Origin of the sequence: Phenylobacterium sp. LjRoot97 (assembly GCF_964254345.1) — a bacterium.
Classification (GTDB): Bacteria; Pseudomonadota; Alphaproteobacteria; order Caulobacterales; family Caulobacteraceae; genus Phenylobacterium.
The window spans coordinates 1,625,178-1,644,872 of record NZ_CAXUTH020000001.1; the positions used below are offsets into that span (position 1 = coordinate 1,625,178).

General features: G+C 63.5%; 35 protein-coding genes. 14 read left to right on the forward strand and 21 right to left on the reverse strand.

What is annotated here, in order from left to right:
* Nucleotides 1–33: 33 nt before the first annotated feature.
* From ACSQ2H_RS07915 to ACSQ2H_RS08005, 19 genes are all read right to left on the reverse strand, one after another.
* Nucleotides 34–348: a hypothetical protein gene (locus ACSQ2H_RS07915; protein ID WP_436060892.1), complete on the reverse strand. Its 315-nt coding sequence runs from the start codon at nt 346–348 to the stop codon at nt 34–36.
* Complete coding sequence (locus ACSQ2H_RS07920; RefSeq protein ID WP_436060893.1) at nt 348–914, reverse strand: hypothetical protein; 567 nt, start codon at nt 912–914, stop codon at nt 348–350. The genes ACSQ2H_RS07915 and ACSQ2H_RS07920 overlap by 1 nt, the downstream gene beginning before the upstream one ends.
* A complete protein-coding gene (locus ACSQ2H_RS07925; protein WP_436060894.1) occupies nt 907–1,215 on the reverse strand; it encodes a hypothetical protein in 309 nt (102 codons plus the stop codon). Before ACSQ2H_RS07925 ends, ACSQ2H_RS07920 begins: the two co-directional genes overlap by 8 nt.
* Nucleotides 1,216–1,602: 387 nt before the next feature.
* Nucleotides 1,603–1,905, reverse strand: coding sequence for a hypothetical protein (locus ACSQ2H_RS07930; protein ID WP_436060895.1), 303 nt, complete (start codon nt 1,903–1,905; stop codon nt 1,603–1,605).
* 423 nt (nt 1,906–2,328) lie between these two features.
* The gene (locus ACSQ2H_RS07935; RefSeq protein ID WP_436060896.1) at nt 2,329–2,511 is read right to left on the reverse strand and encodes a hypothetical protein; all 183 of its coding nucleotides are present in this window, start codon (nt 2,509–2,511) and stop codon (nt 2,329–2,331) included.
* Nucleotides 2,508–2,930, reverse strand: coding sequence for an HNH endonuclease signature motif containing protein (locus tag ACSQ2H_RS07940; RefSeq protein ID WP_436060897.1), 423 nt, complete (start codon nt 2,928–2,930; stop codon nt 2,508–2,510). Before ACSQ2H_RS07940 ends, ACSQ2H_RS07935 begins: the two co-directional genes overlap by 4 nt.
* Complete coding sequence (locus ACSQ2H_RS07945; RefSeq protein WP_436060898.1) at nt 2,927–3,358, reverse strand: recombination protein NinB; 432 nt, start codon at nt 3,356–3,358, stop codon at nt 2,927–2,929. The genes ACSQ2H_RS07940 and ACSQ2H_RS07945 overlap by 4 nt, the downstream gene beginning before the upstream one ends.
* Nucleotides 3,358–3,837 (reverse strand): single-stranded DNA-binding protein, encoded by a 480-nt coding sequence (ssb, locus tag ACSQ2H_RS07950; protein ID WP_436060899.1) that lies wholly within the window; start codon nt 3,835–3,837, stop codon nt 3,358–3,360. The genes ACSQ2H_RS07945 and ssb overlap by 1 nt, the downstream gene beginning before the upstream one ends.
* Nucleotides 3,838–3,976: 139 nt before the next feature.
* On the reverse strand, nt 3,977–4,615 hold the full coding sequence (locus ACSQ2H_RS07955; protein ID WP_436060900.1) for a lambda exonuclease family protein: 639 nt from the start codon (nt 4,613–4,615) through the stop codon (nt 3,977–3,979).
* Nucleotides 4,615–5,325 (reverse strand): ERF family protein, encoded by a 711-nt coding sequence (locus ACSQ2H_RS07960; RefSeq protein ID WP_436060901.1) that lies wholly within the window; start codon nt 5,323–5,325, stop codon nt 4,615–4,617. Before ACSQ2H_RS07960 ends, ACSQ2H_RS07955 begins: the two co-directional genes overlap by 1 nt.
* Before the next feature lie 29 nt (nt 5,326–5,354).
* Nucleotides 5,355–5,504 carry a hypothetical protein gene (locus ACSQ2H_RS07965; RefSeq protein WP_436060902.1) on the reverse strand — a complete coding sequence of 50 codons (150 nt, stop codon included), beginning with the start codon at nt 5,502–5,504 and terminating at the stop codon, nt 5,355–5,357.
* Complete coding sequence (locus ACSQ2H_RS07970; RefSeq protein ID WP_436060903.1) at nt 5,504–5,638, reverse strand: hypothetical protein; 135 nt, start codon at nt 5,636–5,638, stop codon at nt 5,504–5,506. The genes ACSQ2H_RS07965 and ACSQ2H_RS07970 overlap by 1 nt, the downstream gene beginning before the upstream one ends.
* A complete protein-coding gene (locus ACSQ2H_RS07975) occupies nt 5,638–5,799 on the reverse strand; it encodes a hypothetical protein (protein ID WP_436060904.1) in 162 nt (53 codons plus the stop codon). The genes ACSQ2H_RS07970 and ACSQ2H_RS07975 overlap by 1 nt, the downstream gene beginning before the upstream one ends.
* The gene (locus tag ACSQ2H_RS07980) at nt 5,799–5,996 is read right to left on the reverse strand and encodes a hypothetical protein (protein WP_436060905.1); all 198 of its coding nucleotides are present in this window, start codon (nt 5,994–5,996) and stop codon (nt 5,799–5,801) included. The genes ACSQ2H_RS07975 and ACSQ2H_RS07980 overlap by 1 nt, the downstream gene beginning before the upstream one ends.
* A 5-nt stretch (nt 5,997–6,001) precedes the next feature.
* Nucleotides 6,002–6,253 (reverse strand): hypothetical protein, encoded by a 252-nt coding sequence (locus ACSQ2H_RS07985; RefSeq protein ID WP_436060906.1) that lies wholly within the window; start codon nt 6,251–6,253, stop codon nt 6,002–6,004.
* 1,152 nt (nt 6,254–7,405) lie between these two features.
* The gene (locus ACSQ2H_RS07990) at nt 7,406–7,681 is read right to left on the reverse strand and encodes a hypothetical protein (protein ID WP_436060907.1); all 276 of its coding nucleotides are present in this window, start codon (nt 7,679–7,681) and stop codon (nt 7,406–7,408) included.
* Nucleotides 7,678–8,037: a hypothetical protein gene (locus ACSQ2H_RS07995; protein WP_436060908.1), complete on the reverse strand. Its 360-nt coding sequence runs from the start codon at nt 8,035–8,037 to the stop codon at nt 7,678–7,680. The genes ACSQ2H_RS07990 and ACSQ2H_RS07995 overlap by 4 nt, the downstream gene beginning before the upstream one ends.
* On the reverse strand, nt 8,034–8,660 hold the full coding sequence (locus ACSQ2H_RS08000) for an XRE family transcriptional regulator (protein WP_436060909.1): 627 nt from the start codon (nt 8,658–8,660) through the stop codon (nt 8,034–8,036). Before ACSQ2H_RS08000 ends, ACSQ2H_RS07995 begins: the two co-directional genes overlap by 4 nt.
* A gap of 657 nt (nt 8,661–9,317) precedes the next feature.
* Nucleotides 9,318–9,794: a hypothetical protein gene (locus ACSQ2H_RS08005; protein ID WP_436060910.1), complete on the reverse strand. Its 477-nt coding sequence runs from the start codon at nt 9,792–9,794 to the stop codon at nt 9,318–9,320.
* A gap of 124 nt (nt 9,795–9,918) precedes the next feature.
* On the opposite strand from ACSQ2H_RS08005, the gene ACSQ2H_RS08010 reads away from it, so the two are divergent.
* The 10 genes from ACSQ2H_RS08010 (at nt 9,919) to ACSQ2H_RS08055 (ending at nt 16,425) form a co-directional block, all read left to right on the forward strand.
* Entirely contained in the window at nt 9,919–10,185 is a 267-nt protein-coding gene (locus ACSQ2H_RS08010) for a hypothetical protein (RefSeq protein ID WP_436060911.1), read from the forward strand.
* 2 nt (nt 10,186–10,187) lie between these two features.
* On the forward strand, nt 10,188–10,538 hold the full coding sequence (locus tag ACSQ2H_RS08015; RefSeq protein ID WP_436060912.1) for a hypothetical protein: 351 nt from the start codon (nt 10,188–10,190) through the stop codon (nt 10,536–10,538).
* Nucleotides 10,535–11,116 (forward strand): MT-A70 family methyltransferase, encoded by a 582-nt coding sequence (locus ACSQ2H_RS08020; RefSeq protein ID WP_436060913.1) that lies wholly within the window; start codon nt 10,535–10,537, stop codon nt 11,114–11,116. Before ACSQ2H_RS08015 ends, ACSQ2H_RS08020 begins: the two co-directional genes overlap by 4 nt.
* Before the next feature lie 165 nt (nt 11,117–11,281).
* Nucleotides 11,282–11,656, forward strand: a complete 375-nt coding sequence (locus ACSQ2H_RS08025; protein ID WP_436060914.1) for a VRR-NUC domain-containing protein — start codon at nt 11,282–11,284, stop codon at nt 11,654–11,656.
* Nucleotides 11,657–11,694: 38 nt separating this feature from the next.
* On the forward strand, nt 11,695–11,922 hold the full coding sequence (locus ACSQ2H_RS08030) for a hypothetical protein (RefSeq protein WP_436060915.1): 228 nt from the start codon (nt 11,695–11,697) through the stop codon (nt 11,920–11,922).
* On the forward strand, nt 11,919–12,614 hold the full coding sequence (gene thyX, locus ACSQ2H_RS08035; RefSeq protein WP_436060916.1) for an FAD-dependent thymidylate synthase: 696 nt from the start codon (nt 11,919–11,921) through the stop codon (nt 12,612–12,614). Before ACSQ2H_RS08030 ends, thyX begins: the two co-directional genes overlap by 4 nt.
* Nucleotides 12,614–13,285, forward strand: coding sequence for a hypothetical protein (locus tag ACSQ2H_RS08040; protein ID WP_436060917.1), 672 nt, complete (start codon nt 12,614–12,616; stop codon nt 13,283–13,285). Before thyX ends, ACSQ2H_RS08040 begins: the two co-directional genes overlap by 1 nt.
* Before the next feature lie 151 nt (nt 13,286–13,436).
* Nucleotides 13,437–13,997: a YdaU family protein gene (locus ACSQ2H_RS08045; protein ID WP_436060918.1), complete on the forward strand. Its 561-nt coding sequence runs from the start codon at nt 13,437–13,439 to the stop codon at nt 13,995–13,997.
* Nucleotides 13,994–15,499 (forward strand): DEAD/DEAH box helicase, encoded by a 1,506-nt coding sequence (locus ACSQ2H_RS08050; protein ID WP_436060919.1) that lies wholly within the window; start codon nt 13,994–13,996, stop codon nt 15,497–15,499. The genes ACSQ2H_RS08045 and ACSQ2H_RS08050 overlap by 4 nt, the downstream gene beginning before the upstream one ends.
* Nucleotides 15,496–16,425: a toprim domain-containing protein gene (locus ACSQ2H_RS08055; protein ID WP_436060920.1), complete on the forward strand. Its 930-nt coding sequence runs from the start codon at nt 15,496–15,498 to the stop codon at nt 16,423–16,425. Before ACSQ2H_RS08050 ends, ACSQ2H_RS08055 begins: the two co-directional genes overlap by 4 nt.
* 412 nt (nt 16,426–16,837) lie before the next feature.
* Here the strand turns inward: ACSQ2H_RS08055 and ACSQ2H_RS08060 are convergent, their stop codons facing one another.
* Nucleotides 16,838–17,233 (reverse strand): type II toxin-antitoxin system HicB family antitoxin, encoded by a 396-nt coding sequence (locus tag ACSQ2H_RS08060; protein ID WP_436060921.1) that lies wholly within the window; start codon nt 17,231–17,233, stop codon nt 16,838–16,840.
* A 4-nt stretch (nt 17,234–17,237) separates the two neighbouring features.
* On the reverse strand, nt 17,238–17,426 hold the full coding sequence (locus ACSQ2H_RS08065; RefSeq protein WP_436060922.1) for a type II toxin-antitoxin system HicA family toxin: 189 nt from the start codon (nt 17,424–17,426) through the stop codon (nt 17,238–17,240).
* A 209-nt stretch (nt 17,427–17,635) separates the two neighbouring features.
* Here ACSQ2H_RS08065 and nusG point away from each other — a divergent pair, with 209 nt between their 5' ends.
* The 4 genes from nusG to ACSQ2H_RS08085 all read left to right on the forward strand — a co-directional run bounded on the left by nusG (nt 17,636) and on the right by ACSQ2H_RS08085 (nt 19,668).
* On the forward strand, nt 17,636–18,187 hold the full coding sequence (gene nusG, locus ACSQ2H_RS08070; protein WP_436060923.1) for a transcription termination/antitermination protein NusG: 552 nt from the start codon (nt 17,636–17,638) through the stop codon (nt 18,185–18,187).
* Between the two features lie 563 nt (nt 18,188–18,750).
* The gene (locus tag ACSQ2H_RS08075; protein WP_436060924.1) at nt 18,751–18,897 is read left to right on the forward strand and encodes a hypothetical protein; all 147 of its coding nucleotides are present in this window, start codon (nt 18,751–18,753) and stop codon (nt 18,895–18,897) included.
* 181 nt (nt 18,898–19,078) lie between these two features.
* Entirely contained in the window at nt 19,079–19,408 is a 330-nt protein-coding gene (locus ACSQ2H_RS08080) for a hypothetical protein (protein ID WP_436060925.1), read from the forward strand.
* A gap of 32 nt (nt 19,409–19,440) precedes the next feature.
* Nucleotides 19,441–19,668 (forward strand): Acb2/Tad1 domain-containing protein, encoded by a 228-nt coding sequence (locus tag ACSQ2H_RS08085; protein ID WP_436060926.1) that lies wholly within the window; start codon nt 19,441–19,443, stop codon nt 19,666–19,668.
* Nucleotides 19,669–19,695 lie beyond the last annotated feature (27 nt).

Sequence of the window (19,695 nt, forward strand, 5' to 3'; positions counted from 1 at the left end):
TGATGTTTGCGAACGTGCGTTCAAACGGCATCGTCATTCTCCAAGCTCCGACTGGATTTGACGAAGGAGGGCGTTGGCGGCGTTTAGGTCATCAGGCAGCTTAGTGGCCCAAGAGACGCGAACACGCAGCCCCGACCGCACACTACGAAACGGCTTGTAGATCCGCCCCCCCAACCGGCGCTCCTCGCCGGGCTTTGGGTGGAACCACTGGAAGCTCTGAAGCTGCGCGCCGAGCCAACCGGACCACGTATAGAGCTGGCCGCTAAGCCAGTAGTAGCGGTTGTCGAAGTAGGGGGATCTCAAGCCGTAGCCGTTTCCGAAAATTAGGTGATCGAGCCAAAGGATCATCAGTCTTCACCTCCATCGGAGTGCTGCGCTGATGGTGACGCGGGCAACTGCACCGCGCTCACAACGGGCTGGCTCTGGGAGATACCCCCTTCTCCCGACACCCCTTCTAACAGACGAGAATGAACGTCAGAGACTCGGCGGAAGGCTGTGCGGGAGACGCGAGTGATGTTCTCGAACACCCGCGTCACCTCCGACATCCTGCCGCCAAACATGGTCTCGGATCGCGCAGAGGCGTTGGCGACGACATTTAACGCCCCAGCCAGCTCTACTAGAGAGGCTTCGGCCTTCTCGGCGCGGGCTTGGGATCGTTCGGCGCGCTCAACTTCGATGCCGAGCACGGTGCGGCAGATGCTCACCTCATCGACCAAGTCTTCCCGGTCGCCACACGCCATCAGCAGCGCACAGAAGAAGCGGAGGGCTTCGATCTCGGCCACGACCACGCGCTCGCAGTTGAGCGCCAACTGTCCGTCTTCCATCGCCGTGTAGACGACGAGCCTGTCGAGGGCTCCTTCAAACGTCAGATCAGCGAGGCGAACCTCATCCGTAAGGGAGGAGCGATCAACCATTGGTCGGCTCCTGCGACATACTTGCGATGACATCGGCCGGCCGGCTATCCGCCGCGGAAAGCATCATCTTCAGCGCCTGCTTGGCGGTGAGGTTGTGGGGCTTCCCGAGTTCCGCCAATCGTTCGACCGACAGCTCTCGGACAAGCGCCCTGGCTAGGCGCACGCGGGCATGGGAGGCCGACATGCTGGCCTTCCGGGCGCGCTCCTCGCCGGCCTTGTGGGCGTCGATCTGGGCGTCGATGTCCCCGCGCTTCGAGAGCGGCAGGTTCAGGTAGCCATGGTCCAGACGGTCACCGTTCATTTGTCGGCTCCGTGGCTAGGCGTAGGGCGGCGCGGAGGTTTGCGATGGCCGCGTTGCCGTTGCCAGAAAAGCCAGCCGGGCTCTCCTGCAAGTTCACGAAATCGGGCATGACCGCGCACCACATGCGGTAGCCGCGCTCAGTGTAACCGTCCTGAAACAGGATAGGCTCGCCGTCACGTGGGCCGCCGTGATCGGGGCAGCACGGGCCGAAACAGTAGGGTCCGCCCTCGTACCAGCCGCGCGTCTCGCGGAGGACCTCGCGAGGCAACTGCGGCCCGTTTGCGGGATCGCCGCAGTGACCGGCGGGCAATCCACCCATCCACATCGGAACGCGACACTTGCCGCCTTCCCAAGCCGTATGCTTGGACGAGCGATCTTCTAGGGGGGTCATTGGGGCGCTCCAGCGAGGCCGCAGTAGCCGGTGCGCACCGTCTTGTTCGTAGCCCCCGACGCGTCCAGGGGGCCGACGCTGTGCGTGCGCATGTGCGCCGCGATGGTGGAGATGTCAGCGGGCACGGTGCGGTCTACGCTCCACCGCCACGCCATGCAGGCAGAGCCGATGCAGGCATGAATGAAGGTGTCGACCGGCAAGCCGAGTTCCGGCCGAGCATAGCCCGAGATGCCGCGCGGATCGGTGTGGCTCGCCACCGCGTGCGGACACCACTTCGTCTTGGCTTCGTCTTCGGTCATCACGCCCCTCCGTCTTGAGTGGCGGGGGCGGAGAAGCCCTTCGCCTGCCGCGAGACCTTCCGAGCCCGGCGCTCAGCGGCAGCCTGAAGGCGCGTGATATCGGATGGCGTTTTGGCGGAAGCAGCTCTGGAGCGCTCCCTGGATTGCCGCCCACGCTCCGCCGCCTCGGCGCGCTCACGCTCGGACTTTCGGCGCGGCTCGGAAGCCACCACATCGTCTGACATAGGCGTGGCAGCGGCCAGCAGGCCCATCGCCAGCGCCAAATTCACACTTGAACGTCTCACTCTCCGCTCTCCTGCTTGTTCTGGGAGGCCTGGTCCAATTGACCAACGGAAGGGGGCGGGTCCTCTGGCATGCAGCCGAAGGCGAGGATCGAACCGCAAAGGACGGTGACCGCGGGGGCCTCTAGAAGCTGGCGGCGGGTCATAGAGACGCCTCCGCCATTTCCTGGGCGAACTCGTGCGCGGCCTGGTGGGTGAGCAGCAGAACGGGCTTTCCCGACTTGCGGAGCTCGAAGCCCTCGCCGGTTGGGGTGATCTGATGTGGTTTGAAGCCACACGCGTGGGCGGCCTTAAAGGCCTGAGTGACCTGCTGAGCCGGAGTCACGCCGCCTTCTCCTTTCGGGGGACGATTGCCCCGTTGAATTTTTTGGATTTGGACTTGTCGAAGCCGGCGCTCTGGAGAGCTCGTCCGGAACGCAGCCGGGATGGTGCGGCCCCTTCGCTGGCCCGCTTGCGGATGCGTCGCGCCTTAGCGATCTGACGAATGTCTTCGCGGGTTTTGCCTTTGTGGCAGTCAGTGCAGAGGGCCTGCCAGTTCGACGGCTCATGCAGTCCGCCGAGCTCGAGCGGGATGCGATGGTCGATCGCCCACCCAGGAACCAGGGGCTCATCGCAACCGGCACAGCAACCATCGTAGGCCGTCCAGACCCCGCGACGCTGGGCTTTGGTGAAGCCCTTTCGTTGGGTGGCCTCCACGAATGGCCGGGCGATGTTCGCGATCTTGAGCGCGAGGGCGGTCTTCAAGCGGCCACCTCGGCCCGGAGGTTGTTAGCCCCCGAGCCGCCCTGGTGGTCATCGTAAAACTGCACATCGCGTTCGGCGCCGAACTTGAGGATCAGGTCGATCAGGTCGCCCATCTCGGATTTCGAGAGCTTCGACGACGACCGGCCGAGGTTCACGAAGCCAGTCCCCTCGAGGTTGGGAACGAGCCGCATTTCCTGGTTCAGCGCCGCCATGAAGACGAGCTTCCAATCGTCGGCGGACAGGCGAACACCGTGCCAAAGGACTTGCCGCGCAATGTCCGTCAGCAGGTCCCACATCAGCCGGTTCTGAGCGTCCGAGCGCTTGGCCTCGGCGAACGTCACCCTGGTCCCCAGCGGCGCAGTTCTGCACCACTGAGCGGCCTGGTCGCGGCGCGCCGGGGAGTTGAGGGTGACGGTCGCCCGGGACATCAGCGCACGCTGAACTGCGTGACGAACGGGATGTCGTCGTCGTCGGGCAGGTTGCTGCTGAAGTCGCTGCCGCCGTCGTAGCCGGTGGAGCCGCCACCGCCACCGCTGCCGCTGCGCTCGCCGTCGCCGCGGCCGTCGAGCATGGTCAGTTCACCGCGGAACTTCTGCAGGACGATTTCGGTCGAGTACTTTTCCTGGCCCGATTGGTCAGTCCACTTGCGCGTCTGGATCGCGCCCTCGATGTAGACCTTCGAGCCCTTGCGCAAGTACTGCTCGGCCACCTTCACGAGGTTGTCGTTGAAGATCACCACGCGGTGCCACTCGGTCTTTTCCTTGCGCTCGCCGGAGGATTTATCCCGCCAGCTTTCGGACGTGGCGATGCGCAGATTGGCGATCCGATCGCCGCTGTTCATGGACCGGATCTCGGGATCAGCCCCGAGGTTTCCGATCAGAATGACCTTGTTCACAGAGCCCGACATCAGGCCGCCTTTCGATTGGAGAAATGGATGGGTCGGACGGGTCGCGAACGGTGATGACTGTGCCCGGGAAAGGCGCGGCGGACCGCGCGGCAGAACTCGCGCGCCTCCTCGTCAGTCGACGTCGCCATGGGATGCGCCATCACGCAGCCTCTGCCATGTCGTAGAGCGCACGAAGGCTCGCGACCTTGGCGTCGAGCTCAGCGAGAAAGGACGCCACATCTCCTTCAAGCGTGGCGATGAGGCTGTCGTCGCGCTCTACGCGCTGAACAAACATTCGCAGCCGGCCTTCGGGCATCCGCGGATCGAAGGAGACGAAGTCGCACCAGGCCCGCCCAGTGCAGGCCATTTGCCACTGCATCTGGGTGACGTACTTCTCCGGGACGGACTGCGAGAGAAGCGTCTCGATGTGGGTGGCCGTATTCGGGCACTTGATCTCAACCAGGCCGTCCGCGCCGACCAGTCCATCTGGGCTGGCGCCGGATTGCTCAATCGTTGGGTGGGCCACGAACCCGACCTCAATAACATCAAGGTCGCGCATGAAGACGTACGCGGCACGGGCGTCGGGTTCCTTGTCAGTGCCCCACTGCATGGCAGCGTTTGTGAAGCGCTCAGCATGCGCGCCGGTCAGACGCTCGGCGACGAGCTCGGCCATGTAGTTGGCCCGGCTGGCGCCCCATCCCGTTTTCGTGCGGGCGGTTACGTCAGCAACTCGCGAGGCGGTGACCTTGCCGACACGGGCAGCAAGCCACTCGGGGGTTCCCTGGATGATCTGGTCCATCAGGCCTTCCTCTTCGCTTCGAGGGCCTTGATGGCGTCGGGCAGACGTCGCCGGGGGAGATGGGCGAGGGTGTCCACACGCAGGAAGTTGAGGAAACGGGCCCGGTCTGCGCCGACCTCTTCCATCAGCGCGAGCAGATCCAAGACCTCATGCTCGTTGATCAGATCGCCCTGGCCGCCAGCGCGATTGCCGTCATCGTCGTCGCCAACGGCGAGGTTGAAGATCAACTTCAGCAGGTAGCGCTGGCCGTAGGAGAACGCGGACCCGGCGGCGTGGGTCTTCGTCATGACGTCGCCGCCCTTCGCGCCCTTGCCGTCGGCCGGCATGTCGACGTGTTCGCGCTCCTTGTGGCCGTCGCGGTGAGCGACCCGGCACGTGACGCGAATGTGGTCGGCGAGGGGGCTGTCGTCGGTGCCGAAGCTCAGCGAGAAGCCGTGCTGCGTGTAGATAGGACGCACAGCCTTATCGAGGGCGGTGTAGCTCGCGTACTTGCTTTTGGTCTGGGGGTTCTTGGAGTCCGCCGCGATGGGCGCAAGTGCGGCCTGCACCGCGCTCATGGCCTCGTTGTATCCCTGCTCGGCTTCCGCGGCGCGGGTCCGCTCGGCGAGTGCGAAGAGGCGCTCGAGCTTCTCGACATCGAAGTCAGGCGCAGCGAGGGCCTTCTCGATCAGCCGGTCCATGGAGGTGAGTGGCGGTGAGCGGTCGGCCACGTCCGACGGCTCCTGCCTTGCGATAGCGTTCATTGGGACACCGCAATTGCGAGGATGAGGAAGAGGCCGAGCGCCCAGAAGGTGAGGGCCAGGCCGACGAGCTGTTGGATCGCCCAGGAGACGGTCACCCGGCGATGCGGGAGCGTCTGAACGACGAGAGCCGGGTCGAACTCGGCCATCACGCGGCTCCCGGCGCGTCGAAGTCGTCGTCTTCGAACCACCAGTCTTTGGCGACCATGAGCGGCCAAACCAGGTAGGCGAGGACCCCGACGACGGGGAACAGCGCAATCTTGGCGAGGGTCTTCAGACGCATCAGTCGTTGCTCCAGAAGAACGCCACCCAGGTCAGAGCCAGAGCAATGATCAGGCTCGCGTAGGCGACGTCGTGGGGTTTCAGGCCGGGCCAAAAGGCGAGGCCGATGTTCATGGCGGCGGATGCCCACGCGCCGGCTGCGATGGCCGTGGTGAGCCGCATCAAGCGGCGCTCCCGGTCAGGGTGTTGAGCGTGGTGTCGAGCATCGCCAGGGCCTCGCGGGCCGTTGTCAGGCCGCGCGCAGCGTTGGAAAGCGTGCCGAACTTCGCGATGACCTCTCCGTCGAACCAAAGGCGGTAGCCGTCAGCGTCGGGAGTGAGGTCGAGCGTCTCGGGGAAGGGGAGAGCGTTCCAAGCCATGGCGCCTACTCCGCAGCCATCTTGAGGGCAGGGAGCGACGCAGCAGGCACGCCGGGCGCGGCCATCAGAACCACGATCTCGGGCGCCGTGAACGGGCAGGAGCCGATGATCAGACCATCTGCAAGATGGCCGTTCCGCCAGCCAGCTCGGCGCATCAGGCCGGCGTCAGCGAAGACGAAGGTGGTCAGCTTGCCGTCATAAGCGATCTCGTGTGTGACGTAGATCGGCTCCGGGGTCTTGGCGGTGGCGAGCTGCATGTGTCTCTCCGTTCGATGGAGGGATCATGCAAAATGCACTAATGACGGTCAAGTGCAAAATGCATCATTAATGCATCTCGCAAAACCGAACACGAAAAAGCCCGCCGGGTGGGGCGGGCTCTCCACTATTCCCTAAGTTGCCGTGGTCGACGGAAACGATGGCGCACCCGGTATCTGTGGTGCACGCGCCGCACTCGGCGGCTCTTGATGCGGGTGTTCATGGCGCTCGGCCTGCAATGAAGATTTGCTGATCTGGCCCGGCCATGAGAGGGTGACGCAGTTGGGCTTTTCCCCCTCATGGCAGGAATAGTTCTGAACGGGCGGCGCTCCTGCAAGAGCCCGCCCGTTTGCGTTTGTGGTCATGGCGACATCGGGCTGCTCCTTCAGCAAATTCATGGAAGGAGCGTGTGGGGGTGCGGAAATCCCGTCGATTTGTCCGTCGGGCAATCAGTTGTCCCGGACTTCGGAGCGCTATTGTCCCGGGGCAATAGGCGCGGGACAACTATGCTGAGCGACGTGGTCCGCGCGGCCGGCCAGCCGTGTAGTGCTCGATTTGCTTCCGCCGAACGGCGCCCAGCGCGGCCTTTGCGGCCTGCCATAGCTGGCGCTGTGGTAGGTCGGCCTCTTCTGGCGGGAGGTTACTCAGCCAGTCGTCTACGACTGCCTGAGAAACGCCAACAGCCGCGTTTTGCTGCGCAACGGGCAGGGGCGCTGAAAGACGCGGGGCGGCCGCGATTGGGAGGGCTGCTGCCGGCGCAATTGGTGTGCCGGTCGCGAGGGCTACCTCTCGATCGACGGCCATTGGCTCGAAGCGGACTTGCTGAGCAACAAGGCGTCGCTTCCGTGTGTACTCACCGACGAAGCGATCAAGATCGCCCGTCAGCCAGAAGTCGTCTCCTGCAAGGTAGGCCCAATCCCGCCAGGTGATCGGAGGTAGCTCAAAGAGATTGCGCGTGCTCTCGCCGAGCTTGAACCGGAGCGCCACCGCTCGGAAAACGCCGCCCTCCAAGCGGCCATGAATGAAGCGAAGGCGGGTGTCCCATCCCCAGGTCGTTGGGAGGAGGCGAACAACCGCCGGCGGCGTATACCAGGTCGAAAACTCGCTCTCGGTGATAGCATCGCCATCGTCTGGCGCCCGCTGGGGTGGCTGACTCACTTCCGCTTTTCCTTGCAGATCTCCATGCCGTACTCGGCCTTGAAGCCGCAGCGATAGCCGCAGATGTAGTCGCCGGCTATTGCGCCGCCTGTGAAGTTGCGGACATTGATCGCCGCAGTCTGGCAGCTCTCGAAGTCCTTGAACCCGTCCATTGCGACGAAGCGGTCCATGTTCTCGATGTCGGGGTAGACGAAGGCTTTCCAGGTCGTTGGGCGGTCGTCGCACGAAACGAGCGCCAGCGCGCACAGGACGACGCAGGCGGCCGGTCTCATAGGTAGAGCTTGCAGGCCTTGATCACCTGCTGAAACAGAACAATGTGGGGCCCGAACGCCCACTGAGAGGCGTCGGCGCTGTAGCCCTCGTTCACCATGGTCACGAGGTTGGCTTCGGAAAGCTTCAGCTCGGCAATGCAGGTGGCGAGCCCTAGCTTCCGCTTTGTGTCGGCGGGGGTGTCATCGACGTGGTGCACGAGGGCGGAGTCAACGATACCCATGGCATAGCCGGCCTGCTCTTGCGCTGACATCGTCGTCCACCTGGCCCGCGTGGTCATGTAGCCAGAACCGAGCGCAAAGGCGGGCGTCTCAAGCGCCAGCGTTAGCGCGAGGGCGGCTAAAAGGCAGCGCTTCATCGCGGCTGCATCCCCTTCACCTTGGCGGCCCACAGAACCTCCACGTCGAACATCGGCGCTTCGTTGTTCGAGATCAGATGGAAGTGGTTCGGAGTCGACGTCGCTCGGAGCTGTTTCACCAGGATGCGGTCGTCAGGAAGACCGACAACGCACAGCTCGCCGAGCAGATCAGGGGTGACCGGCGTCCGGACTTCGTCCCAGAACACCAACCATCGCTCCAGGAGTGGCCCCAGGCTCTCACCGCGGATCTCAGCCGCCACTGTGTTTTCTGTGGCGTAATCAGGCGCTTCTACCCGATCCAGTTCACCATCCCCCGTTCCGTAGAAGTGCGCGGCTGAACCCGCGCCTACGAAACCGACTACCGGGACGGTGCGTCTGATTCGGTCGTCTGTAGCCGGCGTGGCCCCACCCGGGCCGTCGCCTCGCCCAAAAAGCAGCCAGTCGGTCGTCACCCCGAAGGCCCGGGCATATTGCGGCGCGCGCTTGGCTGGGAAGCCTCGCCGCCCGTTCTCGTGCTGGGTGTAAGTGGCGACCGGAATGCCAAGCGCCACCGCCGCATCAGTCGCGGTTTCGTAGCCCCGCGCCTTGCGGGCTATCTGCAGTCGCTCCCCCAGAGTGCTCATCGCATCAAGCTAGCGCTCAACGTAATGCATTTGGCACTTGCATGGCGGAGTGCATAATGCATTAATTGCCTCGATGCGAAGCCACAGTGAAATCATCAGAGAAGCGGGCGCCACGAAGGTGCAGGCGCTGCTTGGGCCCAAGACGAGCATCCACACCGTTCGCTCCTGGGCTCAACGCGGGTCCATCCCCGCCGAGCACTGGAAGGTCCTTTCTGAGGGCGACATTGCAACGCTTGAGGAGCTTGCGACGGCTTCCGCGGCCAAAAACGAGGGAGGCAGCGAGTGAAACCGCGCCTCCGCAACAAACGCCCGAAGGCGGCCTAGCGCCATGCCTGGGGGGCTCCATTCAACAGAAAAACCCAAGCGCAAAGAGCATCTGCGCCTGGGCTCTCGGTGGCCGGACGCCACCAACTTGGCGGGCGGGGCGCGTACCAGTATGCCCCGCCCCATCGCCTCTTCGTATCGCGTCGCCTTAGCCCAGGCTGCGCGTGTTTGCCGGTCCACCCGGCATGGGGGAGGGGGCGTCATTAGCCATGCTCGCTCTCTCCCTCAGAATTCTCGGACACTCGGCGCCAACCGAGTTCCAAAAGAGCCGTTCGCTAGCGCGCGCCAACGCGTTTCGCTCGGCTCGATCTGCAGTGCGTTCCGCCAGGTCCATCAGGCGGATTGCGACTTCGCTTTGACGTTCGTTCCAGACGTTATTGCTTTCCACAGCCATCCGATTTCGTCCGTCCAACTGGCGGTTGAGAACCGCCCCAACCGTCGTGAGCAGTCATGACGGATTGGACGATGCAAAGCACTGAGCGCGATCTCAACCGAATGCTGGGCGACTACCTCAGCAAGAAGTCCACCTGTGCGAAGGATCTTGCGCGCCGTATCGGCTGCGACCCTCGCACCGCGGAGGGCTTTCGCGCCGGCCGGCACTGGCCGCAGGCGAAACACTGGCTCGGCCTTGTGACCGCTTTTGGCGCGGACCTGACCGAAGCTGTCTTCCATCCAGAGAAAGCCACCGAACGGCTCGAAAGGGAAATTCGTGAACTTGAACAGCAACTCGCCGAGCGGCGAGCGGCGCACCAGCGCGTTGCGGGGGAGGCCGTCGAAGATCGGCGGAGCCCTCGTGCTGGTTCTGCGCAAGCTGTGGCTCCGGTTCAAAACCGGGCCGCCGCCCCCCTAGAGCGTCATCGCTCCCCTTAGTCGCCCAGACCGCCATCCAGCCGCGGCGGGTCTGAGCGGCTGAGAGCAGAAGGAGCGCCGCTCCATGTTCCGCTTCCCTAGTCTCAACGAAGTCTTTTCGTTGTTCTTCCGGCCCACGAGGGTCGAGCACGCGATCAAGTCGATCGAGGCGGCAGCTGTCCGCGCCGACACTGTCGCGGTTGTGAATAGTGTCGCTTGCTCAAGGGCGGCGGCCGAGGTCGAGCGCCTCCAGGCTCGATGCGCTGAAGAGGCGGCCAAGGCCGATGAGCGCTCGACCGAAGCCGCTCGAGCCGCGCGTGTCGCCACGCGTCTGCGCGAGCTGGTGGCTTAGCCGTGCGCGCGCCCAGTCAAAACGCATCCAACTTGGGCTGGGCGCGCGGCTATCCGGCGCTTCCCGAGGGCGGCTGCGCGATCATCAAAGAGTGGTTCGCTGTCTCGCCGGCCGCCGCGCGGGTGGTGGTCACACTCTATGAGGCGGGGGGCAAAGCGGTCGCGATAGAAGACCTCGCCGCCGCCGTGGGCCAAACCGTGAAGGGATTGCGCGCCAGCCTCGTTGAGCTGCGCGCTTCGATGGATAAGGGCTCGGTCAGTTGCGCCCGGTCGGTCGGATATCGGCTGACCCCTGTTGGGCGGGCTGATGTCGAAGCCGCCTGCGCCGACTACCTCCGGAGGGCTGCAGCGTGAGCCTTCCTCGCGGTCCCTTTGGTTGCATCTACATGGACCCGGCGTGGGGCTTCCGCACCTACTCAGGCGATGAGCGCGTGCCCACGCTTGGGGAAGATCCCTATCCCACGATGACGCTCGACGAGCTGAAGGCGTTGCCGGTCGCCGAGGTCGCTGCTCCCGACTGCCTGCTGATCATGTGGGTCATTTCCTCTCACGTGCCGCAGGCAATCGAATTGGCCGGCCATTGGGGCTTCACCTATCGGTCGCTGGGCCCGGTCTGGCTCAAGGACCGACATCCCGGCCAGATCGAGATGTTTGACGACGCGCCGATCTGCGACATCGGCATGGGCTACTGGTTCCGGCAGCAGGCAGAAATCGCCCTGGTCTTTGGCCGAGGTTCGCCGACGAGGCTGAATGCGGATGTCCGGCAGGTCGTCGCGGCCTCGCGTCGTGAGCACTCCCGGAAGCCCGACATTCATGGCCGGATCGAGCGTCTGGTCGGTGGCCCATATCTCGAGATGTTCGCGCGCCAGTCACGGCCCGGTTGGTCCACCTGGGGCAATCAAGCGACCAAGTTCGATGAGGTGGCGGCGTGAGGCTGTCAGCACTCCAAATCGAGCGTGCCCGCAAGCAGCTAGCGCTCGGACGATCACTGGAATCCGCCGCGGCCATCGCGGGGATCAGCGCGCCAGATCTTGATCGCGCGCTGTGGGACCGGCTCGCCCGCATCAGCCAGAAGTCAAACAAGAGCGGTGCTTCTAATGCGGCGTGACGAGCAAGTCTTTCACCAGCAGGTCGCTCGCTTCATCAATGCGGCTTACCCGGGCCTGCTGTGGTTCCACGCACCCAACGGGGCCGGCAATCGCGGGGTGAAGCTCGGCGCCATCCTCAAGTCGATGGGCGTCCGGGCCGGTGTCCCCGACATCACCATCGTTCTTCCGACCGGCCACGCCGCCTTCATCGAGCTGAAGACCGCGACTGGATCGCTGTCGAAAGAACAACGCGAGTTCCGCGACCAAGCCAAAGCCGCCGGCGCCTTCTGGTGCATGGCGCGCTCATTGGACGAGGTCGCCGACCAACTTCACGCCTGGCTGAACCCGCTGGGCTGGACCTCAAAAGCGCGGCTGGCGGCATGATCGGCCCGCGAAAACATCATCGAAATCAGGAGGATTGAATGGGCGGTGCTCATCATTTCGTGCGCGAGAGACACTACGTCCGAGGCAACGTCACGGCGTTCGCGACCGACGTTTCCGTGCCTCGGTTCGCCCACGACGACGCTCACGTCGAAGCGATCATGACGGGAAGCGCTGGCCGCGGCTTCAGCGCCCTGTCTGAACGTCGGCTGGGCGAAGACAAGATTGCTGTTTGCCTCCCGCTGGTCTGGTCGGGAGCGCGGGCATGATCGAAGTCACCTACGTCGACCACATGGGCTCGGATGAGCGCGTCGCCGACGCGGCGCGGGTCTCCTTCGCCAAAGAGGCGTCGAGCTACTCCGCCGCCCAGAACCGGCGCTTGCTGGCCTATCTGGCGGAGCACAATCACTGGAGTCCGTTCGCGCATTGCTCGCTGACGGTCCACGTGAAGGCCCCCATTTTCGTGGCGCGGCAGCTTCAGAAGCATCAGGTTGGCCTGGCCTGGAACGAAGTCAGCCGGCGCTATGTGGATGCTGATCCTGAGTTCTATGCGCCGTCGGCCTGGCGCCGCCGCGCCGAGGACAAGAAGCAGGGCTCGTCCGACGTTCAGGTGATCAGCGTTCGGCTCGAGGACGGCGAGATCGCGTCGCCGGGCCTGCTAGTCGAAGATGTCTACCGCACGGCTCGCGAGACCTACGACGCGCTGATCAAGGGCGGTGTCGCACCGGAGCAGGCGCGCATGGTCCTTCCGCAGGGTCTTATGACCGAGTGGTACTGGACAGGCTCTCTGGCGGCTTGGGCGCGGGTTTGCGCGCTCCGCTGCGCGCCTGACGCCCAGGCCGAGACTGCCGAAGTCGCCTGGCCGATCGATACCATCGCCAGCGAGCGCTTTCCTTGGGCGTGGAGCGCCTTGTTCAGCAAGGCGGCCGGGCTTGAGGTGCGTCAAGGGGAGGTCGCCTGATGGTCTGGAATCTCTCCGCGACAGGCAAACAGCACGGCTACACCGACAAGGACGTAGCGAAGATCCGCGAACTGGCGGCGACCCTTCCGGACCACGTCGTGGGCGAACGCCTTGGGTTTCACCCGCGCAAGGTCTGCGCGATCCGCAACGCCTACAGCATTCCCCCCTGCAACAAGAAGCAGTGGCCGGACGAGAAGGCTGAGCAGGTTCGCCAGCTGTATGTGGTTCAGGGACTCTCGGCCGACGTCGTGGCCGCGCAGCTCGGTTGCTCTGCGGCAGCGGTGCGCCGTCTGAAGGAACGGCGGGGGTGGTATCGAGACGCCAGCCTGGAGGCTCGAAATAGAGCCTTAGCTGGCGCGAAAACACTTGCCGCCAAGCGTGCTGCGGAACGTCCTCCCAAGCCGGCCCCCGAACCTAAGAGGGGCGACTTCTCGAAAGCGCCGGTCACCTTCCACACCGAAAAGCCGGTTCATCAGTCTTTGGATGAGCGGATTATCCAGGAGCTCAAGGAGCGCGCTCTGAGCGCGTCCAGCATCGCCTCCATCATCGGTGAGAAGGAGGCCGGCGTAGGCTTCCAAATCGCGGCGATGGCGCATGCTGGCCTAGTCGTACTGGCGGAAGGCGAAGGCAGATTTCGGAAGTGGAGGGCCGCCGCCGAAGCGACCGTCTGATCCCTCGATCCATTTGCGGATGCATCGGCGTTCCAGCGCCGACGCACCCTGACATCACCAAGATTGGAGCCTCACGAGATGCTGTCTCGAACCTCGCATGGGCACGCCTGCGCCTTCAATTGGAACATTATGGGAACGTTTGGGGGCGGCTATGGCGCGTAAACCAGTAAAGCCCGACGTGTGGATGCCGCTCTACGTCAATGACTACCTCGGCGACACCATGCACCTCACCACGGAGCAACATGGCGCCTACCTGCTGCTGCTCATGAGCGCGTGGAAGCGCGGAGGTCGTCTTCCGAACGATGACGTGCAGTTGGCGGCCATTTGCGGCCTCACCCAGACCGCATGGCGGCGGCATCGAGGGACGATCCTCGCCTTCTTCCACGGTGAGGGCGAACACCTCCTGCACAAGCGAGTGCGCGAAGAGGTCGAAAAGGCTCATGCGAAGGTCGAAGCCTCTCGCGTTAATGGCGGGAAGGGGGGGCGTCCGAGGGCGAATTCCGAAACCCAGACAAAACCTGACCCTTTTGTTTCGGTTTCGAAAATGGCCGGTTTTCAAAACCCAGCGGAAACACCCGCGGGGGTGAAGGTGAAGGTGGATAGTTCTGAGATAACCACCCACTTCAGTAATCCCACCCAAGAAGATATTAGTTCTCTAGGTGATGAGTTTCAGGCTGCGACTATCCTTCCCTTGGGCGGGAGGGCGCATTGAGACCGCTCCGACCACATCAGGATCGAGCCGTCGTCGCTCTGCGTGAAGCGCTCCGGTCTGGCAGCAAGCGTCCCATGCTGGCGGCCCCAACTGGCGCAGGAAAGACCGTGCTCGCCGCGGCCTTGATCGAGATGGCCCGCAACAAGGGGCGCCGCGTGGTGTTCTGCGTTCCGGCTATCGACCTCATCGACCAGACGGCACGAGAGTTTTGGAGGGAGGGCATCCGAGAGATTGGCGTGATCCAGGCCGATCACCCGATGACCGACCCGTCAAAGCCGGTGCAGATCGCGAGCATCCAGACCCTGCGCCGCCGCGTGTTGCCGGAAGCGGACCTGGTCATCATCGACGAGGCCCATCGGATCTCGAAGTTCGTCGAGGACTGGATGACCCGGGATGAGTGGTTGGATGTGCCGTTCATCGGCCTTTCCGCCACGCCATGGTCCAAGGGTCTCGGGCGGCTCTACGATCGGCTCATCATCGCCGCGACCACCAAGCAGCTTATCGAGCAGGGCTACCTGTCGGACTTCCGTGTGTTCGCTCCGTCCAAGCCAGACCTAAGCGGCGTCCGGATGAAGATGGGGGACTACCACGAAGGCGACCTGTCGGCCGTGATGTGCGACCGGGCGCTGACGGCCGATATCGTTCAGACGTGGCTCTCCCGAGCTGAAGGTCGGCCAACGCTCTGCTTCGCGGTGGATCGTGTTCACGCCCAGACGCTGCAGGCTCAGTTTGAGGCCGCTGGCGTGCGATGCGGCTATGTCGACGGTACGCACAGCCGTGATCATCGCGAGGACGTTCGCAAGCGTTTCGCCGCGGGCGAATACGAGGTGGTTTGCAACGTCGGCGTCCTGACGACGGGTGTCGATTGGGACGTGCGCTGCATAGTCCTAGCGCGCCCCACGAAGAGCGAAATCCTCTTCACTCAGATCGTCGGGCGCGGGCTTCGTACGGCGGATGGCAAAGACTACTGCCTGATCCTGGACCACTCCGACACTACAACGCGTCTGGGGTTCGTGACGGACATTCACCACGCCTCGCTCAATGACGGGACGATGTCGGAGGGCTCGCGAAGCGACGCCGAGCGTGAGCCGCCAAAGCCGAAGGAGTGTCCAAAGTGCCGGTTTGTCAGAGCTGCGGGCGTGCCGTATTGCCCGAACTGCGGCCACGTCGCCGAGAAGACCTCAGAAGTCGAGGTGCGCGACGGTGATCTGGTCGAGGTGAAGTCGGCCAAGAAGGCAAACAAGGAGGCCGATTGGCCGGAGAAAATCCAGTTCGCTGGCGAGCTGAGGGCGCTGGCGAAGGCCACCGGCAAGTCTGACGGGTGGGTGGCCCACAAGTACCGAGCGAAGTTCGGAGTGTGGCCGAACGATCCTCGGGTGAAGCTCGCTCCGGCCGCGGCGGAGGTCCGCAAGGAAACCAAGAGTTGGGTCCACAGCCAGAATATCCGGTTCGCCAAAGGGCGCCAGAAGTTGGCGGACTACGCGACGGAGATGCTCGGATGATGAAGCCGAAGATTTCCGATGTCGCGCGGGGCAAGTGGCCGTCAATCCTGGCCGAACTGGGGGTCGACAAGAAATTCCTCAGTCCACGCCATGGACCTTGTCCGGCTTGCGCCGGCCTCGACCGATTCCGCTTTGACGATAAGGGCGACGGTCGTTGGTACTGCAACCAATGTGGGGCGGGCGACGGAATTGGACTCCTGCAGAAGATCTACGGCTGGGATTTCCGCGAGACAGCACGTGAGGTCGAGCGAGTAGCTGGAGCGGCGAAGACCCATCCGATCCGCACCGGACCTTCGATCGAGGACGTGAAACGGGAGATGAACGCGGCCTGGAAGGCCGGAAAGCCGCTACGTGAACTCGATCCCACCTACCGTTGGTGGGACCGGCGCGTCGGATTCGTGCCTGACTGCCCCGACCTACGTGGAGTAGCCAGGCTACGCTGTCCCGGCGCGGGTGATTTCCCGGCGATGGTCGCGCTCATCCGAGACCGCGAAGGCAAGGCGATCAGCATGCATCGCACCTTCATCAACGTTCTGGGCGACAAGGCGAACGTGCCAGAGCCTCGCATGGTGATGCCAATGCCGATGAAGGGCGGTGCGGTGAGGCTAACCCCTCCGGCATCCACACTCGGAATTGCCGAGGGCATTGAGACTGCTGTCTCCGCGACTGTGCTTTTCGACATCCCCTGCTGGGCGGCGCTCAATGCTCAAAACCTCCAGGAGTGGGCCCCGCCAGATGGAGTGACCCGGGTCATGGTGTTTGGTGACCACGACCGAAGCCTCACCGGGCACGCTGCGTCCTACACGCTCGCCAAGAAGCTCCTGGCAAAGAAGTTGGAGGTCGAGGTGTGTATCCCGGCCCGCCTGGGCTTCGACTGGAACGACGAGCTACAATCCAGGCGTCGAATTGAGGGGGTGGATGCGTGAGAGCGGTTTTGGCTGTGGCCTTTGCATTGATCGGCACTCCCGTTCTGGCCGACCCATGCGAAGCCATCCCCAAGAAGGGCCCGGCTCCTCCCGAGTATGTCCGGCGAGGAGCCGTGTTCTCTGGCCCTGTAGTCTACGTGGGTGACGGTGACGGTCTCTGCGTGAAGGTGGGTCCGCGGAAGGGCTTGGACTGGGTGGAGGTGCGGCTCGCAGATTTCTACGCACCCGAACTCGACGAGCCGGGCGGCAGGGAAGCGAAGTCGGCACTAGAGCGCGTGGCCATGGGCAGGCACGCTCAATGCGTTGCGGAGGGCAAATCCTGGGATCGCTCCGTCGCAAGGTGTGCAATCGGAGACGTCTCAATAGGAGATCTACTGCGCGGAGCCGGCGTTGAAGAGGGTGGCCGGGGGCGTTAGGCCGCTTCCATCACTTTCTTAGCTGCTGAAGCTAAGAACCCAGATCGCGTAAAGCCATGTGACTCTGCGAACTGGTCGATCTGGCGTAGAGCGTCCTCAGGCAGTGTGATGCTTACTCGCACTGCCTTTGTAGCTTTTCCCTCAACGGGAATTAGGACCGCAACGCCATCTCTGTTGTCTGGATCGCGCATGATTGCTTCCAGGGATGAAGGCTCCGGCACTGCCTCGCCGTCCTCTAGAAGTCCCTCGATGTGCATAGCTAGAGCCTCCGCGCCCATAGCGCGTGCCTCATCCAGGGTAGACCCTGCGGAGATGCAGCCCGGAAAGTCCGGAAACGAGACGCCGTAATCGCTGTCGGCGTCCTTGTGGATCAGAGCGATGTATTGTCCCATTGGTCTACCTCAGTGCTATCCCGGCTTGACGTTCGATCGAGCGAAGCGTTCCCGGCGGAATGTCTTTCTTGGGGTGGGGAACCGTGACGCGGCCCGGCTTGGTGTGGTGCTTGAACTGCTTGTGGGACCCTTTGTGGGCCACTTCGACCCACCCGTCCGCCTCAAGCGCTTTGATGATTTCCCGGCTCTCCATGCATATGAATATGCATCGCTTTGACGGCGGCGTCAACTCCCGCGTATGCACAAATGCATATAATCGTGTAGGGGCGAAGCGCTACTCGAACCCTTTAACTCCAGCGCGAACTGTCTGATATCGCAAGATAGTTCGTTGTGGGTGGGCTCCCTCGACGCAGGACGTGAACCTGTGGGAGCCCTTGAATGTCACACCGAATTCCGCCGAGCTTGGATGAAGTCGACGCGCCGATGCCGGTGGACGTCGGGCGCTGGTACGTCGTTTACGCCAAGGTCCGTGGAGAGCTGCGAGCCGCCCATGCGCTTCGGGCCGCAGGGCTCGAGGTGTACCTGCCGCAACTGACGACGATCGTCCGACATGCGCGCAAAGCCGAACGGGTCGAGCGCCCGCTTTTTCCGCGGTATTTCTTTGTGAAGCTCAGCGACATTGAGCCGGAGTTCCACGCCGTCAGGCAGGTCCGCGATATCGAATGCCTGGTCGGGGTGTGCGGCGCCCCTCGACCCATCCATGGCCGGTTCGTCTATGACCTGCAACAAGCCGAAGCTGCCGGCGAATTCGACGAGACGGGCGGGGAGAGTGAGCGCGATCCTTACAAGGCCGGTGACCAGATCCGGGTCAAGGTGGGGTCCAAGTTCGCCGGCTGGCCGGGCAAGGTGATCAGGATGACGGAGGACCAGCGGGTATCCGTGCTGATCCGTGGAATGGGCGGCAAAGACACGAGCAAGACCTTCAATCTGGAAGAGCTGGAGATGGCGGCCTAGCCGGTCACGGGCGCGTGAAGTTGTGTAGGTTGAGAACGAGCGAGGGCGTGACTACTCTTCGATCAATGGCGATCCGCAAGGCTCGCTCGGTTGACCGGCGGATGTAAGACACGCCTTAGGGCGACGCCGGACCGGAGGTGAAAGCGAAGGCGCTTTTCACCTTGGGCTTGCGAAGCACACCCCAAATTCAAGTTTACCGCCGCAGCGCTCAGCGCCTCTCCGCCGGAGAGCGGCGACCACCTTCGCCCAGCGACGAACTGACACCCACCGCAGCAAGCGTATCCCTAGCAGTTGTCGGTCGCGGGCGATCCCCTTCGGAGGGCCGTGCATGGCGCGCATGAGCCTTACCGCCTTCGCGTTTGGCCTCCTGGCCGGACTTGGCTCCCTCCTGATCTTGAGGCTGTGATGCGAGAGCACATTCACGCCCCGGCTCACGACGAGAGCCAACATCAACCCGCATGGAACGAGCCTAGCCGCGACGCGGCAGGAATTGGACCCTTCGCCAGCCTTTGGGGGCTCACTCAGTCGCAGATGGATGCGCTGCGTGCTCGTGAGGCGTCCTCATGCTGAGCGCCAAACAAGTCGAGCGGGTTTTCGAACTCTTCGAGCGCTTTGTAGAGGCGGTTGAGGGGATTGCTGAGGCGGCCGAGGCCGAGATCATCGAGGGCGAGTACACGTTCGTCCCCGACCCTGATGGGCGGGAACACTGATGAGCCCAGACCAATTCGAACGCCTGCCGGAGTCCTTCCGGGCGATCGTCGAAATCGATCGTGAGTTCCGCAAGCCGGTTGTGCCAATCACTTTGGCCCAGACTCGCCGCTATCATCGCCGGATGGCCGAGATCGCTTGCCTTCCTCCCCGGGGCACGAAAGCGGCTCACCTCTAATCGCCATGCGGATCACGCTCCACAATCGCGGCGGCATGAGTGTCTTTGGCCAGGGCTTCTACGACCCTCACGCTGACGAGGCGATCATTCCGGCCCGTGAAAACGAAACGAAGGCCCTGACCATTGACTGGGGAGCTACAGCTTCCGCGGTCAGCAAGGCAGAGAGCGGCATCAGCTCGACCGACCCGACGACGACCGGCGCCAAGTCAACCGCGACGCTCTCGGAGGTCCAGGACAACGGATATGTCGACTTCCAGGCGACGATTGCCGGCGAGGTCCGCACCGTTCGTGTTCGTGGGCGGTCAAACGATCAGGAAGACGGATACGGCTGCTAGCCAGCCGGGTGGCAGCCAGCAGGAGACCCGAAATGGCTGATGTTTCTTCGATGTCCGACGAACGGACGGTCAACAACGTAATGCGCCACGCCTACCGCGTCCTAACCGACGAAGAAAAGGCGAGCATGCAGGCGATCAAAGACAAGGGTCTGGAGCTCCACGCTCTTTTTGAGGGGATCGGCGGTAGCCGCGAACTCTCTCTGGCGAAGACCAAGGTCGAAGAAGCCGTCATGTGGGCGGTGAAGCACATCACCGCTTGAGGCTGGGTGTCTGACCATCGGGCATCA

Excerpts from the sequence above, each read along its gene's own strand:
- ACSQ2H_RS07915 (WP_436060892.1), bottom strand. The coding sequence starts at position 348 with ATGATCCTTTGGCTCGATCACCTAATTTTCGGAAACGGCTACGGCTTG.
- ACSQ2H_RS07920 (WP_436060893.1), bottom strand. The coding sequence starts at position 914 with ATGGTTGATCGCTCCTCCCTTACGGATGAGGTTCGCCTCGCTGATCTG.
- ACSQ2H_RS07925 (WP_436060894.1), bottom strand. The coding sequence starts at position 1,215 with ATGAACGGTGACCGTCTGGACCATGGCTACCTGAACCTGCCGCTCTCG.
- ACSQ2H_RS07930 (WP_436060895.1), bottom strand. The coding sequence starts at position 1,905 with ATGACCGAAGACGAAGCCAAGACGAAGTGGTGTCCGCACGCGGTGGCG.
- ACSQ2H_RS07945 (WP_436060898.1), bottom strand. The coding sequence starts at position 3,358 with ATGTCCCGGGCGACCGTCACCCTCAACTCCCCGGCGCGCCGCGACCAG.
- ssb (WP_436060899.1), bottom strand. The coding sequence starts at position 3,837 with ATGTCGGGCTCTGTGAACAAGGTCATTCTGATCGGAAACCTCGGGGCT.
- ACSQ2H_RS07955 (WP_436060900.1), bottom strand. The coding sequence starts at position 4,615 with ATGGACCAGATCATCCAGGGAACCCCCGAGTGGCTTGCTGCCCGTGTC.
- ACSQ2H_RS07965 (WP_436060902.1), bottom strand. The coding sequence starts at position 5,504 with ATGGCCGAGTTCGACCCGGCTCTCGTCGTTCAGACGCTCCCGCATCGC.
- ACSQ2H_RS07970 (WP_436060903.1), bottom strand. The coding sequence starts at position 5,638 with ATGCGTCTGAAGACCCTCGCCAAGATTGCGCTGTTCCCCGTCGTCGGG.
- ACSQ2H_RS07975 (WP_436060904.1), bottom strand. The coding sequence starts at position 5,799 with ATGCGGCTCACCACGGCCATCGCAGCCGGCGCGTGGGCATCCGCCGCC.
- ACSQ2H_RS07980 (WP_436060905.1), bottom strand. The coding sequence starts at position 5,996 with ATGGCTTGGAACGCTCTCCCCTTCCCCGAGACGCTCGACCTCACTCCC.
- ACSQ2H_RS07985 (WP_436060906.1), bottom strand. The coding sequence starts at position 6,253 with ATGCAGCTCGCCACCGCCAAGACCCCGGAGCCGATCTACGTCACACAC.
- ACSQ2H_RS07990 (WP_436060907.1), bottom strand. The coding sequence starts at position 7,681 with ATGAGACCGGCCGCCTGCGTCGTCCTGTGCGCGCTGGCGCTCGTTTCG.
- ACSQ2H_RS07995 (WP_436060908.1), bottom strand. The coding sequence starts at position 8,037 with ATGAAGCGCTGCCTTTTAGCCGCCCTCGCGCTAACGCTGGCGCTTGAG.
- ACSQ2H_RS08000 (WP_436060909.1), bottom strand. The coding sequence starts at position 8,660 with ATGAGCACTCTGGGGGAGCGACTGCAGATAGCCCGCAAGGCGCGGGGC.
- ACSQ2H_RS08010 (WP_436060911.1), top strand. The coding sequence starts at position 9,919 with ATGTTCCGCTTCCCTAGTCTCAACGAAGTCTTTTCGTTGTTCTTCCGG.
- ACSQ2H_RS08025 (WP_436060914.1), top strand. The coding sequence starts at position 11,282 with ATGCGGCGTGACGAGCAAGTCTTTCACCAGCAGGTCGCTCGCTTCATC.
- ACSQ2H_RS08030 (WP_436060915.1), top strand. The coding sequence starts at position 11,695 with ATGGGCGGTGCTCATCATTTCGTGCGCGAGAGACACTACGTCCGAGGC.
- thyX (WP_436060916.1), top strand. The coding sequence starts at position 11,919 with ATGATCGAAGTCACCTACGTCGACCACATGGGCTCGGATGAGCGCGTC.
- ACSQ2H_RS08040 (WP_436060917.1), top strand. The coding sequence starts at position 12,614 with ATGGTCTGGAATCTCTCCGCGACAGGCAAACAGCACGGCTACACCGAC.
- ACSQ2H_RS08045 (WP_436060918.1), top strand. The coding sequence starts at position 13,437 with ATGGCGCGTAAACCAGTAAAGCCCGACGTGTGGATGCCGCTCTACGTC.
- ACSQ2H_RS08055 (WP_436060920.1), top strand. The coding sequence starts at position 15,496 with ATGATGAAGCCGAAGATTTCCGATGTCGCGCGGGGCAAGTGGCCGTCA.
- ACSQ2H_RS08060 (WP_436060921.1), bottom strand. The coding sequence starts at position 17,233 with ATGGGACAATACATCGCTCTGATCCACAAGGACGCCGACAGCGATTAC.
- ACSQ2H_RS08065 (WP_436060922.1), bottom strand. The coding sequence starts at position 17,426 with ATGGAGAGCCGGGAAATCATCAAAGCGCTTGAGGCGGACGGGTGGGTC.
- ACSQ2H_RS08075 (WP_436060924.1), top strand. The coding sequence starts at position 18,751 with ATGCTGAGCGCCAAACAAGTCGAGCGGGTTTTCGAACTCTTCGAGCGC.
- ACSQ2H_RS08080 (WP_436060925.1), top strand. The coding sequence starts at position 19,079 with ATGCGGATCACGCTCCACAATCGCGGCGGCATGAGTGTCTTTGGCCAG.
- ACSQ2H_RS08085 (WP_436060926.1), top strand. The coding sequence starts at position 19,441 with ATGGCTGATGTTTCTTCGATGTCCGACGAACGGACGGTCAACAACGTA.